This window comes from Streptomyces xinghaiensis S187 (assembly GCF_000220705.2).
Taxonomy (GTDB): Bacteria; Actinomycetota; Actinomycetes; order Streptomycetales; family Streptomycetaceae; genus Streptomyces; species Streptomyces xinghaiensis.
Genome location: NZ_CP023202.1, coordinates 1,121,821 through 1,135,789, shown reverse-complemented (window position 1 = coordinate 1,135,789; position 13,969 = coordinate 1,121,821). Strand labels below are relative to the sequence as shown.

The window sequence follows — 13,969 nt, the reverse complement described above, 5'->3', positions numbered from 1 at the left end:
GGGACGGCGCAGTCGGCGGCAGGGCCGGGGCGGGGGCACCAGGGCGGGGTGCTTGGGGGAGGGGCGGAGGGCCCGGGGCGGCCCGCCTGCCCGGGCTAGGAGGAGCGGTCGGTGAGGCGGCCGGTGAGTTCCCGCAGACCGGCGAGGCCCGTCGCGGACAGCTCCAGCGGGCGCAGGCTCTCCCAGCCCGCCTCCCGCCACCGTTCCGCCTCGGCCAGGGTCCAGTCGCGGCCTCCGGCCGCCTCCACCAGGTCGGCGGCGAGCGCGAGTTCGTCCTCGCCGAGCGGATCCGGGCGCGCGTAGAGCTTCGCCAGCCGGCGGCCCGGAGCCGTGCCGGAAGCGAGGGCGGCGACCACCGGCGCGCTCCGCTTGCGCGCCCGCAGATCGGAGAGAGCCGGTTTGCCGGTGCGGCCGGGGCGCCCCCAGATGCCGAGGACGTCGTCCTGGAGCTGGAACGCCAGTCCGAGCCGGGACCCGAACCGCTCGAACGCCTCCTGCGCGGCAAGCGGCGCGCCCGCGTAGGCCGCGCCCGCCCGGCAGGCGAAGCCCAGCAGCGCACCCGTCTTGGCCTCCAGCGTGCGCAGGCAGTCCTCGGGGCTGATCTCCGGAACGGTCCCGGCCGCCGTGTCCTCCGTCCCCGGGGCCGCCCCGGGGGAGCCGGGCGGCGCGCTTCCCGCCGTGGGCGGGACCGCCGCGGCCAGCAGGTCGCGGCCCTGGCCGAGACACAACTGCCGCAGGGCGCGGGCGAGATCGCCGGTCACTTCGGCGCCGCCGGGCGCCGGGTGCGAGGAGAGCACCTCGAAGGCGAGGGCCAGCAGACCGTCACCGGCGAGGATGGCCAGCGGGGTGCCGAAGCGCACCCAGGCGGCGGGCCGGTGGCGCCGTACGCGGTCGCCGTCCATCACGTCGTCGTGCAACAGCGTGAAGTTGTGGACGAGTTCGGCGGCGAGCGCGGCCGGTAACGCCTCTTTGGGCTCCGCCCCGGCAGCGGCGGCGGTGGCCAGCGCGAGAGCGGGACGCACGAGCTTGCCGCCCCCCGGACGCCCGGAGGCGTCCGTGCCCTCGGGAGTACGACGGTCCGGGCCCGCTGCCGGCCCGGGCCGGCCCGGCGCGCCCTCCGCGTCGCACAGTCCCATCTGGTACCCGCACAGCGTGGCCAGGTCCGGGCCGAGCCGGGCGATCCAGTCCAGGAGGGCGGGCGGAACGATCTCATGGGCGAGGGCGACGGCCACCGGCGGGGCCGGAGGGGGCGGGGGAGCGGTCCCGCCCGGGCCCGGCTCCGCGGGCGGTGTCCCCCGGGTCTCCGTCCGGGCGCCGGTCCGGCCGGTCATCACGTCCCTCCTTCGGTGCCCGCCGGCGCGAGGGTCGCCTCCAGATAGGCCGGGAGGCCGCCCCGTTCCCGCTCCCGGTAGCGCAGGGTCGCCCGTGACCAGTCCAGATTGCCGCGCATCCACGACTCCATGCCCGCCAGGCAGGTGGTGAGGGCGGCCCGGTGCTCCGGGTGGGCCGCCAGCAGCCGTTCCCGGTGGCCCAGATAGCGCCGGGTCTCGGCGGAGATGGCGGCGGCCGTGTGCTCCAGCGCCTCCCGCAGGGTCAGGCGCCGGGCATGCGCCACGACCCGTACCAGGTTGTGGTACTCGCCCAGCGCCATCTCCTTGCCCAGCGAGTACCAGTCGTTCGTCCACACGACCACGTCACTGGAGGCCCGCAGGACCGCCTGGAAGGGCTCACCGGCGTGGACGGCCTCGGGGAGGTCGAGGTCCCCGACGATGTCGATGAGGTCCATGCATACGTAGATCGCCCCGGTGTGGCGCCGCTGCTCGATGTACTCGGCCTCGCCCGGCACGACCCCCGCGATGCGGTTCTCCGCCTCCCAGCAGGCGGCCTCCAGACAGGCCGCGAGATGGCCGGTGAAACGGCGCCGCCAGGCGGGGGTGGCGCGGCTCGCGGTGCGGTGCCACAGATCGCGCAGCGCCCACGCCAGCGGCGGCTCGCCCGGCGGCCGTTCGCCCTCGGCGGGGCCCTCCCGGTCCAGGACCCGGAGCAGGCCGTCCATCGCCCGGCGGGCGCTGTCGATGTCGCGGCCGACCCGCCCGTCGTCCAGCTGGTCGTCGACGAGGAAGAGCCACCCGAACCAGTCGGCGACCAGATCCAGGCAGGCCCGGTCGGCCGTCGGGTACGTGCGGGCGGCGAACTGCGCGAACCCGGCACGGCCGAAGCGTTCGCGCGCCACGGTGCCCCGGACCACCTCGAACCGGGCCACCCACGCGTCCAGATGGGCCTCGGCGTGCTCCGCGTGCGGGCTCATCTCCGAGGGGAACGGGCAGTGGATCTCCGGGGGCTGAGCCGCTCCGGGCCGGGATGCGGACCCGGACTCGGACCCGGGCCCGGACCCGTCCTCCGGCCCGTGGACGGCGTCCACCCCGGCCTCCGCGCTCGCCTCCGCGCCCGTCCCCGCCCGTGTCTCCTGCTGTGGGGATCCGTTCACCGGGGGTGCACCTCCAGGGGGACGCCACCCTCGGGATGCAGGGTGATCAGCGGCTGCGGGCGCACCGGCGGCTGTCCGGGCGGCAGCCGGAAACGGTGCCGCCGGACGAGGGTGAGCAGCACCAGGTGGAGCTCCGTCAGGGCGAAGTGCTGGCCGATGCAAATGCGTTCACCGCCGCCGAACGGCATGTAGGCGTGCCGGGGACGGCCGGCGGACCGCTCGGGGCTGAACCGGCCGGGGTCGAAGGACTCCGGGTCGTCCCACAGCTGCGGATGCCGGTGCAGCACATAGCTGTTGAGATAGATGTTCGACCGGGCGGGGATGTGGAAGCCGCCGATGCGGTCCTCCGTCCGCGCCCGGCGCATGAACTGCCAGGCGGGCGAGTACAGCCGTAACGTCTCCTCCACGACCGAACGCGCGTACGGGGTGCGGGCCATGTCCTCGAAGCGCGGCACCCGGCCGCCGAGCACGGCGTCCGCCTCCTCGTGCAGCTTCCGCTCGACCTCCGGGTGCGCGGCGAGCAGATAGAAGATCCAGGAGAGCGCGTTGGTGGTGGTCTCGTAGGCGCCGACGACCAGATTCAGCACCTCGTGGTGGAGCTGCTCCGGCTCCATCCCCCGGCCGTCACCGTCCTCGTCCACCGCGTTCATCAGCAGCGTGAGCAGATCCACCTCGTCGCCCGGCTCGGCCGTGCGCCGCTGGACGAAGGAGGCGACGAAGGCGTCCATCCGGTCGATGGCCCGGCGCAGCCGCCGGTGGGCCGGGGTGGGCACGGTCAGCGGCGGGAAGGGGAACTTGAAGAAGCGGCCCAGCAGCGCGTTCGCCTCGGTGAACGCCTCCGCGAAGTCCCGCGCCGCGCGGCCGACCCGGGCGCTGAACAGCGAACGGTTGACGATCCGCAGCGCCAGCTCGCCGAACTCCTCGTGGACGTTCACCACCGCGCCCGGCGCGTACTGCCGCTCCCAGCGCTCCAGCATCGCGGTCGTCTCGTCGGTCATGTTCTCGGCGAACCTGGCGACGATCACCGGCCGGAACGAGGGCTGCATCAGCCGGCGCTGGCGCTGCCACAGCTCACCGCCCGGGTTGCCGATCAGACCGTCCCGCAGCACCGGGCGGACCAGGCGGTAGAGCAGCGCGTCCTTGTCGTACTTCGTGCGCTGTTCGACGAGCACCCGGTAGATGTGGTCCGGGTGGTTCAGCATGATCATGGGGATGCCGAAGAGGCGGAACCGCACGATGTCGCCGTGGGTCCGGGCCGCCCACTGCAGGAAGCCGAGCTGGTCGCGGCGGAAGCTGACGCCTCCCCGCAGCCGCTCCGCGAGCCCCACGGCCGGGACCGGGACGGGGGGACCGGCGTCCCGGGCCCCGCTGTCCGGTGACAGATCCAAGGTCATACGATCCTCGCCTTCACGTGCTGTGCGCGTCTTCGGGACTGTGCGGTGAGCGTGAGGTGGTGGGGGTCGATGGGTCGAGGGGTCGAGGGGTACGAGGTGGGCCGGTGCGCCGGGCCGGCGGGCGCCCGGCGGGGCCGTCGCGGCACCGCGGAAGCACGCCGCGGAATGGGCCACACCCTGCCGCTTCCGCGCACGCCGATGACAGCGGACCGGCCCAAGAGAGGACGAAGAGGCAGACGTGCGGGCAGGCGGAGCGGCCCGGTGGGGACACACCGCCGAGACACCGGGAGAGCGCTCTCAGGCCGTCCGGAAGGTGTGACGGGGCGGCAGCTCCGGCGCACCGCCGGGGACGGGTGCGCGGCCGGGGACGAGGAGCACGGCGGAGGCGGGGCCCGGGGGCACCCGGGGCCGGCGACGTCCGCGGTACGCCGGGGATACCGCACGGCACCGCCCGGGTGCGTCATCCTCGGACGAGGCGATCACACGAGAGGCCGCATGTGAACCACAAGGCTGCCGGCACGGCCGAGCCCGCGTACGTCCCCGACCCCAACCGCTGGAAGGCGCTCGCCGTCTGCCTGCTCTCGGGGTTCATCACGCTGCTCGACATCTCGATCGTCAACGTCGGGCTGCCCTCCATCCGCGAGGGACTGGATGCGCCCGAGAGCGACATCCAGTGGGTGCTCTCCGGCTACGCCCTCGCGCTGGGCCTGCTGCTGGTGCCCGCCGGACGGATCGGGGACGCCCGGGGCCGGCGCCGGATGTTCATGATCGGGATGAGCCTGTTCACCGTGGCCAGCGCCTTGTGCGGGGCGGCGCAGTCCTCCACCTGGCTGGTGCTCGCCCGGTTCCTGCAGGGGCTCGCGGGCGGCATCCTCACCCCGCAGGTCTCGGCGCTCATCCAGCAGATGTTCCGCGGGGCCGAACGCGGCCGCGCCTTCGGCTACTTCGGCACCGTCATCGGGCTCTCCACGGCTGTCGGTCCGGTGCTCGGCGGGGTCATCATCCAGATCTTCGGGCCGGAGCAGGGCTGGCGGTGGATCTTCTACGTCAACCTGCCGGTCTGCCTGCTCGCCCTGGTGCTGGCGCGCTTCCTGCTGCCCGGTCCGGAGAACGCGACCAAGCCCTGCGCGCGCGACCTGGACCCGGTCGGCATCCTGCTCCTCGGCGCCGGCGTGGCGCTGCTGCTGCTCCCCCTGGTCGAGGCGCAGCAGTGGCGGGGCGCGGGCAAATGGCTGCTGATCCCGGCCGCGCTGGTGTTCCTCGCGGTCTTCGTCCGGTGGGAGCTGCGGCAGGCGCGGCACGCCCAACCGCTGGTCGACATGGGGCTGTTCGGGCTGCGCTCCTACGCGCTGGGGTCGCTCATCATGCTGTTCTACTTCGCCGGGTTCACCTCGATCTTCTTCGTCTTCACGCTCTACCTCCAGTCGGGGCTGGGCTACAGCGCCCTGCAGGCCGGGCTGTCCATCACGCCCTTCGCCCTCGGATCGGCGCTCGCGGCGGCGTTCAGCGGGCGCTTCGTCCACCGGTACGGGCGGGCGCTGGTCGTCGCCGGGCTGCTGGCGGTGGCGGCCGGGCTGGGCGGTGTGATGCTGGCGGTGTACCAGGTGCCGGGCCACCAGGCGGGCTTGGCCATGGCGCTGCCGCTGCTCCTCGCGGGGCTGGGCGGCGGCTCGGTCATCTCGCCCAACCAGACGCTGACGCTCGCCGAGGTCCCGCCCGCGCAGGGCGGAAGCGCCGGCGGGGTGCTGCAGACGGGCCAGCGGATCGGGTCGGCCACGGGCATCGCCGTCGCGGGAAGTGTCTTCTTCGCGAGCCTGGGCGCGGGAGGGAACGGGGACGGGGACTGGGCGGCCGCCTTCCGCCACAGCCTCGGTGTCTCCGTGGCGCTGGTGACCCTGGCACTGGCGGTCGCGGTGCTCGACCTGCGGGCCCGCCGGGCGGCGGCGTGGCCGGGGTCCTGAGGGTGCGTTCTGCGAGTCGAGGGCGGTTCTCGCGATGCCGGACCGCAGGTCGCCCACTTTCCGGCCCTGCGGCTCGTCCACCGCTGTCACTGGAGGTGGAACCCGCGCAGCACGGCCGCGCCGTAAGGAAGTTGACGGCCCGCATGCGGTCACGCCAGAGTCCCGGCGTGAGCGAGACCAACGATCTGACACCGGCCGAGGCACGCATATGGAGGGCTTTCCCGCGCGGCGAGCCCGTGGATTTCCGCGCCGCCGGGGAAGAGGATCCGGCGCTCGGCGGTACCTGGGGCGCGGAGCGGATCGTACGGGCGAGTGTCCTGCGGACGCTTCTGGTCAAGGCGCCGCAGGAGGAGGGGCAGATCGCCGCGCTCAAGATCGCGGGTGTGCGGATCACCGGCGTATTGGATCTCAAGTACGCGGTGGTCGAAGCCCCTATCCGGCTGAGCCACTGCAGGTTCGACGACGTTCCCGACCTCTACGGTGCCCGGCTGCGCCAGCTCAATCTGAGCAATTCCGTTCTTCCGGGTCTGACCTCGGCGACCGTGCGGGTCGACGGAGTGCTGCGGATGACGGACTGTCGTGTGCGGGGGCCGGTACGGCTCGGCGGGGCCCAGATCTCCGGGGCGCTGTTCATGGAGCGGGCGGAGTTCACCGCGCCGGACGACTCCGAGCCGGTGCTGCAACTCAACCAAGCCGCGATCGGAGACGACGTGTGGGCGCCGGAGATGCGCGCCCACGGCCAGGTGCGGCTTACCGGCGCCTCCGTAACCGGGCGGACGAACATTCAGGACGCCGAGTTCGACAACCCCGGCGGCACCGCGCTCGACGCGCAGAACCTCACCGTGGCAGCCCACGTACGGGCGCGGCGCCTGCGCACGCGGGGCCGGATCGATCTCCGGGGCTCGCGCATATCGGACCGTCTCGACCTGGTCCAAGCGCACCTGTCGCATCCGGGCGACACGGCACTGCGGGCGAGCAGTTGTGTCTTCGGTGAACTCTGGCTGCACGGCGGCGGTCGTATCGAGGGCGCCCTGAACCTCAGGCGGTCCCGCATCGAGATCCTGGCCCTCGAACCAGAGATGCTGCCGGACCAGGTGTTTCTCAGCAATCTCACCTACACCGTGCTCGCCCCGCACGAGCCCGCCGAGCGCCGTCTTCCGATGCTGGAGCGGGACGGCGACCGCTATGAGCCGTACGTCTACGAGCAGTTGACGGCGGCCTACCGCCACGTCGGTGATGACGACGCGGCCCGGCTCGTCCAGCTCGCGAAGCAGCGCCGCCGGCGCGCCACCCTCACTTGGTACGGACGGCTGTGGGGATACGTGCAGGATGCCGCCGTCGGCTACGGCTTCCGCCCGTTGCGCGCGGCCGTCTGGCTGCTGTCCCTCATGACCATCGGCTCGATCGCGTATGGCCTGGACCACCCACGCCCCGTCAAGGCGGACGAGGCCCCCGACTTCAACGTCGTCTTTTACACTCTCGATCTACTCCTGCCGGTCATCAGCTTCGGCCAAGAGGCGGCCTTCGCCCCCGAGGGCGGACATCAGTGGCTGTCGTACGCCCTGATCATCACCGGCTGGATCCTGGCCACGGCGATCGTCGCGGGCCCAGCCGGCCATGAGACCGCTGCGCACGAAACCCTTGCAGAGGCCCTCCGATCTTCCGTAAAGACCACTGAACCATCAACCGTCAGTGTGACGAAAATCGGGAACCCGATACCTCGTTCTGTCTGTTCTGCGACGCTGGAGGCCAATCGAGAGGGGCCGCGGCGATGCAGTGGAAGATCCACGGGGAACGTCTGCTCTACGAGAACGAGTGGGTGAACCTCTGGCTCACCGACATCGAGACACCGGACGGAAACCGCTGGGAGCACCACGTCGTCAAGCTCCGCCACCTTGCCGTGGCTGCCGTTGTCAATGAGAGGCGCGAAATTCTCATGATGTGGCGGCACCGCTTCATCACGAACGCTTGGGCCTGGGAATTGCCGATGGGCCTGGTCGAAGAGGGTGAGACGCCGGCCGACGCAGCAGCCCGTGAGGTCCTTGAGGAGACCGGCTGGAGGCCCGGCCGGGTTACCCCACTGATCTACGCCGAGCCCGCCAATGGGATCACCGACTCCCAGCACTACGTCTTCCGGGCCGATGGGGCGACGTACGAAGGTCCGCCGACCGAAAAGAACGAGTCCGACCGGATCGAGTGGATCCCGCTGGCGGACGTGCGGGGCATGATCGACCGGCGTGAGATTGTCAGCAGCGGTTCTCTGGTCGGGCTGCTGTACGTCCTTATGGACGAGGCGATCCGCTGACTTGGCGTGGCAGGCCGTTCCCGGGTAGAGACCGGTTCTAGTTCTCTGCGGTGCCCCCGGAGCAGGCATCCCTGTGTGGCCCCGGGTACGGAGAGCGCGGCGGCACGGCCCGTATGGGGCGGCGCCGCTGCCCCTGTCGCACCGTGCGGGCGCCCGGTGCGGGCTCCGCGTGCGGCGGGCCCGTCGCCGCCGGGGACGAGGCGGCGAGGACGGCCCCGGGGTGGATTCCGTGGAATCCGGTGACCCGCCGCGGACCGTGATCGCGGCGGGTCACCCGGCGGGCGGGTGGTGGGCGGAGGGGCGTTCCCTCAGCGCCGCCAGTCCTTCTTCCAGCCCTTCCAGTGCTTCTTGCAGTCCTTCTTCTTGGCGTCCAGCAGGGTGTTGTAGAGGGCGTGGAAGGCCGGCTTGCGGGCGAAGTCCTCCGTCATGACCGTCGCAGAGCCCTCGCCCTCGAAGAACACCGGGACCCAGGAGTACTTGTCGGTGAAGCCCCAGATGGTGAAGGAGTTGCAGTCCTCGACGGCCAGACAGGCCGACAGGGTCCGCTGGTAGTAGTCGGCCTGCTGTTCCAGCTGCGCCTCGGTGGGGACACCGCTCTCCGGCAGGTCCATGCGGACGTCCAGCTCGGTGATGGCGGTCTCCAGGCCGAGCTCGTCGAAGCGGCGCAGGTTCTCCTCCAGGCCGCCCGGGAAGCCGTAACGGGTGCTCAGGTGGGCCTGCGCGGAGAAGCCGTGCACGGGCACGCCCTCGGCGAGCAGCTCCTGGGTGAGCGCGTAGTAGGCGTCGCTCTTGGCGTTGTCGTCCTCCACGCCGTAGTCGTTGAAGAACAGCTTGGCCTCGGGGTCGGCCTCGTGCGCCCAGCGGAAGGCGTCGGCGATGATCTCCGGCCCCAGCTCGCGGATCCAGATGTTCTCCTCGGTGCGCAGGTTGCCCTGCTCGTCGAAGATCTCGTTGGCCACGTCCCACTGCTGGATCCGGCCGGCGTAGCGGCCGACGACGGTGGTGATGTGCTCCTTGAGGATGGAGCGCAGCTCCTCCTTCGAGAAGTCGCCCTGCTCCAGCCACTCCGGGTTCTGGCTGTGCCACAGCAGGGTGTGGCCGCGCACGACCTGCTTGTGGCGGTCCGCGAAGTCGGCGATGGCGTCGGCCGCGCCGAAGTCGTAGCGGTCGCGCTCGGGGTGGATGAACTCCCACTTCATCTGGTTCTCGGCGGAGACCGAGTTGAACTGCTGTCCGAGAATCTTCCGGTACTCCCGGTCCGAGGTGAAGGGGTCCGGGTAGTCCTGCTCGAGGTGGTGGCCGCCGCCCGCCACGGCGGTGCCCACGTAGAAGCCGTCGGGAGCGGCCGAGCGCAGGCGCTCGTTCTTGGCTTTGGCCTTGGAGTGGGACGCGGCCGGGTGGCCGGAGGGCGCGTCGGCGGCGGCCGACGTCGCCGCCAGCGGCAGGGACAGGGCGGCCGTGGCGAGCGCGGCGGTGGCGAAGCGGATGGGTCTCATCGGAGCACTCCCGTGTCGGGTCAACCGTTTCAGAAGTTTCCGGAAAGTTTCCGGAAGGTGGCTCCCGGACGTTAAAGGCTCGCCGAGCGGGGAGTCAAGAGATGTGAACGGGCAGGAGTGCCCGGCCGGTTCGGTCGGCGCCTTCCGCGGCCCGACGGCCGGACGGGCCCGCCCCGCCCTTCGGGCCGTGCTCCGGCGGACGGCGGCGTTCCGCAACTAAGCGGCCGGGAACACCAGTTGGTGTCCCCGGCCGCCGCGCCGCATCGCTCACCGCTGTCCCGGTCCGCCGGCGGGCGGCTCCCCGCGGAGCGCCCGCCGCGGCTCAACCGGGCAGGTCCGGATCAGTGCTTGCGGTGCTTCTTCTTCTCCTTGTACTTGACGGTGCCGCTGCCCTGGTCGTCCAGGTACGAGGCCACCCACGCCAGGGGCGCGTTCCAGTTGATGGTGATCTCGTTGGTCGCCCAGGACTCGATGTCGTCGATGTAGCACATCGCCGGGGCGCAGCCCACCAGCTTGTCCTGGGCCACCGGGTCCTCGATGCCGGTGTTCGGGCCGCCGGCGACGGAGCCGGGGGCCGGGTTCGGCAGCGAGGGGTCGAGCTGGTTGGCCCAGAACCGGTGGTGCTGGTTGTGGGAGTCCCGCTCGCCGTACCCGGTGACGTAGGACTGGTTGAGCGGGTTGCGGCCCAGCAGGTACTCCATGCCGTGCAGCACCGCGTCCCGGTACCCGGCCTTGCCCGTCAGCTCGTGGGCGGTGGCCAGCACGATCATGTTGTTGAGGACCTGGCTGTTGGAGCCCCAGACGTACTGGTTGCCCTCCGGGTCGTACGGCACGCCGTACGCGGACTTGCGGGAGGCCTCGGCGTAGCCGTCGGCCGCCTCGGCCACCGTGGCGCGGACGTCCGCCAGCTGGCCCGCGGTCAGGTCGCTCGGGACGGTCGCCATGGTCAGCGAGCCGAGTCCGCCGGTCCAGCCCCAGGACAGGCCGCCGCGCGGGAAGAGCGCCTCGGTGTCGCCGTGCAGCTCGGAGCCGAACACGGCCTGGCGGTAGGTGTCCTCACCGGTGGTGACGAAGAGCTCGGCCGCCGCCCAGTAGAACTCGTCCGAGACGTTGTCGTCGCTGTAGGCGCCGCCGCCGGTGCCGTCGTTCGGGTCGGCGAGCACGTCCGGGTTGGCCTTCGCCGCGGCCCAGGCGGTCTCGGCCGCCTCCAGGCACTCGGCGGCGAACTCCTGGTCGTACGGTTCGAAGAGGCGTGCGCACTGCGCGCCGGTCGCGGCCAGGTTGAGCGTGGCGGCGGTCGTCGGCGGGTGCAGCTCGCGCGGCTGCGGGTCCTCGCTGGGCAGCAGCGGCAGACCGGTCCACTGCGCGTCGTGGATCTTGTGGTGCGCCATGCCCGCGAGCTCCTCGCCCTCGGGCACCTGCATCTTCATCAGGAAGTCCATCTGCCAGCGGGCCTCGTCCAGGATGTCCGGAACGCCGTTGCCCCGCTCGGGCACCCGCAGCTTGCCGTCGCCGAGCGGCGCGCCGTCCGCGCCCTCGGTGTGCAGGGTGCGCTCGAAGTTGGACATCACCTGGGCGGCGGAGATACCGCCGTTGACGACGTACTTGCCGTGGTCACCGGCGTCGTACCAGCCGCCGGAGACGTCGAGGCTGTAGTCGCACACGCCCTCCTGGCACGGCACGTCGGTGTCGCCCTGGTTGGGCTCGACGCCGATGTGGCCGGCCGGGCGCGCGTACTCCTCGCCGACCAGGTCCGCCTCGATCTCGATGCCGCTGCGGTTGTGGTAGAAGTACGCCAGCGCGTCGGAGCGCAGCGAGGAGTAGAGGTCGTCGCCGATGGCGAACGGCTCGCTGGTGTCCTCGCCGATGGTGACGGTGTAGCCCTCGCCCGCCGTCATCACCTTGCTGAAGTCGAAGGTGTGGACGTTCTGGCGCGAGGTCGGGTCGGTGCCGGCCGGCTTGGTCTTCCCGGCCGCCACCTGCTTGCCGCCGGCGTCCTGGACGGTCCAGTCGAGGGGATCGGTGGCGTCCGTGACGACGGTGCCGCTCTTCGCCGCGTGGGTGAGATAGCCGACCTGGTTGACCCGCACCGGGCTGCCGGTCTCCGGCTCGTAGACGGGCGGCTCGGCGCCGCCGGTCAGCGAGACGTCGTCGACGCAGAAGGTGTACGCCTCGTCGCTGCCGCCGATCTGGAAGGCGAGCTGGGCCTCCTCGTTGTCGGCGTTCGCGGTGAAGATGTGCTCGACGGGCTCCGCGGTCTCGTCGATCTGGTCGGAGGCGTTGAGCTCGGCGGTGTACGGGTCGGTCGCCATCTGCACATTGGTGCGGATGGTCACGGGCACCGTGGAGGTCGCCGTGTAGCGGAGGGTGTAGCTCTCACCGGCGGTCAGCGGGATGTCGTTCTGGCCGACGATGGCGTCCCAGGGGTTGGCGGTGCCGGCCGGGACCTCGGCGCAGAGCCGGCCGTCGACGACCGCGCCCGGGAGATTGGCGGTGAACCACCAGCCGGTGGTGCCGTTGGAGAAGTCACCGTTCGTGACCAGCTCCGGGCCCGGCTCGGCTCCGATGGCGGGCCCCGACAGGGCGGTGCCCAGCAGACCGGCGACGGCGACGGCGCCGAGGATGCGGCGCCTGCCGCGGTGGGGGCGGCCCCTCTGAGGGGGGTCAAGGGGCGGATGCTGTGTCACGGCTCGGTCCTTCCGCGCGATGTGGGGTGGGCAGGAAGCGAGGAGATGTATGGGAGCGCTCCCACGGCATCTTGGGGGCGGGAGGTTGCGCCGTCAAGATGTATGGCCGGCCGAACTCGGCGGCAAGACAAGCCCGTTGGGGCGGCCTCTGCGGGGCGTGCCCCGGGCCGCCACGGGCGCCGCGAGCCGTACCGGCCGCCTGGCCAGGGGATTCCCGGACCGGTGCGGGGTTCCCCTCCGGCGGCCGGGCGGCGCGGAGAGGCGCGAAGAGACGCGGACGGGAGCCGGGGCCGGCCGCGGGGACTCCCGCCTGTCCGCCCGCCGGAGCCGGAATCGCGCCCCCGGGCCGGAAGCGGTTGCAGAACGGAACGGAGCGCGGCCGCCGCGCGGCGGGGGTTCCGGAGCGGGCGGCGGGGCCCGGGGCGCGCTCCGGGCGGACGTGCGGTACGGCGGCCCTCCGCCCGTGTCCGGTTAGGGTGATCCGCGGCGCGGGGAGGCCCGTTCCGTCCGCCGCCCCCGTCCTGCCGTCCCCCTGCCCCCGTCTCCCGGCCCCGCTGTCCTCGTCCCCTCGTCCCCTCGTCCCCTCGTCCCGTCGTCCCTCGTCCCAAGGAGCACCGTGACCCACGTCGCCGCCGAGCAGCGCTACGACACCATGCCCTACCGCAGGACCGGCCGCAGCGGCCTCAAGCTGCCCGCCGTCTCCCTCGGGCTGTGGCACAACTTCGGTGACGAGAAGCCGCTGGAGACCCAGCGGGCGATCCTGCGCCGCGCCTTCGACCTCGGCGTCACGCACTTCGACCTCGCCAACAACTACGGGCCGCCGCCCGGCGCGGCCGAGCGGAACTTCGGCGAGATCTTCGCCCGCGACTTCCGCCCGTACCGCGACGAGATCCTGGTCTCCTCCAAGGCCGGCTACCACATGTGGCCCGGCCCGTACGGGGAATGGGGCTCCCGCAAGAGCCTCCTGTCCAGCCTCGACCAGAGCCTCGGCCGGCTCCGCCTCGACCACGTCGACATCTTCTACTCCCACCGCCCCGATCCGGACACCCCGCTCGAAGAGACCATGGGGGCGCTGGACTCCGCCGTGCGGCAGGGCAAGGCGCTCTACGCGGGCATCTCCAACTACTCGCCCGAGCAGACCCGCGAGGCCGCCCGCATCCTGGCCGGCCTGGGGACGCCGCTGCTCATCCACCAGCCCTCGTACTCGATGTTCAACCGCTGGGTGGAGGACGGCCTGCTCGACGTCCTCGACGAGACCGGCGCGGGCTCCATCGCCTTCTCGCCGCTGGCCCAGGGCCTGCTGACCGACCGTTACCTCAAGGGGATCCCGGAGGGCTCGCGCGCCGCGGGCTCCAGCCCCTTCCTGACCGCCGAGGGCATCACCCCCGAAACCCTGGAGCGGGTCCGGGCGCTGCACGGGATCGCGGAGCGGCGGGGTCAGAGCCTGGCGCAGATGGCCCTCGCCTGGGTGCTGCGCGGGGGGAGGGTGACGTCCGCGCTGATCGGGGCCAGCAGCGTCGAGCAGCTGGAGGCGAATGTCGCCGCCGTGGGGAATCTCGACTTCGACGCCGGTGAACTCGCCGAGATCGACCGGCACGCGCCGCGGTAGGCCCGGGGCGTGCCGGGGCGTGCCGGGGC

At 72.2% G+C, this 13,969-nt stretch carries 9 protein-coding genes; 4 read left to right on the top strand and 5 right to left on the bottom strand.

Going from position 1 to position 13,969, the window contains the following annotated elements; all coding sequences use genetic code 11:
• Positions 1-95 precede the first annotated feature (95 nt).
• Genes SXIN_RS04850 through SXIN_RS04840 form a run of 3 tightly spaced genes read right to left on the bottom strand, consistent with a single transcriptional unit; the run spans position 96 to position 3,882 of the window.
• Positions 96-1,331, bottom strand: a complete 1,236-nt coding sequence (locus SXIN_RS04850) for a polyprenyl synthetase family protein (protein ID WP_095756630.1) — start codon at positions 1,329-1,331, stop codon at positions 96-98.
• Positions 1,331-2,488 carry a terpene synthase family protein gene (locus tag SXIN_RS04845; RefSeq protein ID WP_272951793.1) on the bottom strand — a complete coding sequence of 386 codons (1,158 nt, stop codon included), beginning with the start codon at positions 2,486-2,488 and terminating at the stop codon, positions 1,331-1,333. The genes SXIN_RS04850 and SXIN_RS04845 overlap by 1 nt, the downstream gene beginning before the upstream one ends.
• Positions 2,485-3,882 (bottom strand): cytochrome P450, encoded by a 1,398-nt coding sequence (locus tag SXIN_RS04840; protein WP_019710828.1) that lies wholly within the window; start codon positions 3,880-3,882, stop codon positions 2,485-2,487. The genes SXIN_RS04845 and SXIN_RS04840 overlap by 4 nt, the downstream gene beginning before the upstream one ends.
• 497 nt (positions 3,883-4,379) lie before the next feature.
• Here SXIN_RS04840 and SXIN_RS04835 point away from each other — a divergent pair, with 497 nt between their 5' ends.
• From SXIN_RS04835 to SXIN_RS04825, 3 genes are all read left to right on the top strand, one after another.
• A complete protein-coding gene (locus SXIN_RS04835; protein WP_019710827.1) occupies positions 4,380-5,843 on the top strand; it encodes an MFS transporter in 1,464 nt (487 codons plus the stop codon).
• Between the two features lie 167 nt (positions 5,844-6,010).
• Positions 6,011-7,666: a membrane-associated oxidoreductase gene (locus tag SXIN_RS04830; RefSeq protein WP_238153675.1), complete on the top strand. Its 1,656-nt coding sequence runs from the start codon at positions 6,011-6,013 to the stop codon at positions 7,664-7,666.
• Positions 7,615-8,148: an NUDIX hydrolase gene (locus SXIN_RS04825; RefSeq protein ID WP_039823205.1), complete on the top strand. Its 534-nt coding sequence runs from the start codon at positions 7,615-7,617 to the stop codon at positions 8,146-8,148. Before SXIN_RS04830 ends, SXIN_RS04825 begins: the two co-directional genes overlap by 52 nt.
• Positions 8,149-8,456: 308 nt before the next feature.
• On the opposite strand, the gene SXIN_RS04820 is transcribed toward SXIN_RS04825, so the two are convergent.
• Together SXIN_RS04820 and SXIN_RS04815 are read right to left on the bottom strand one after the other, a co-directional pair.
• Positions 8,457-9,644 (bottom strand): endo-1,4-beta-xylanase, encoded by a 1,188-nt coding sequence (locus SXIN_RS04820; protein WP_019710824.1) that lies wholly within the window; start codon positions 9,642-9,644, stop codon positions 8,457-8,459.
• A gap of 341 nt (positions 9,645-9,985) precedes the next feature.
• Complete coding sequence (locus SXIN_RS04815) at positions 9,986-12,268, bottom strand: glycoside hydrolase family 9 protein (RefSeq protein WP_420341082.1); 2,283 nt, start codon at positions 12,266-12,268, stop codon at positions 9,986-9,988.
• Positions 12,269-12,947: 679 nt separating this feature from the next.
• Between SXIN_RS04815 and mgrA the strand changes: the two genes are divergently transcribed.
• The gene (gene mgrA / locus SXIN_RS04810) at positions 12,948-13,940 is read left to right on the top strand and encodes an L-glyceraldehyde 3-phosphate reductase (RefSeq protein ID WP_019710821.1); all 993 of its coding nucleotides are present in this window, start codon (positions 12,948-12,950) and stop codon (positions 13,938-13,940) included.
• Positions 13,941-13,969: the final 29 nt, after the last annotated feature.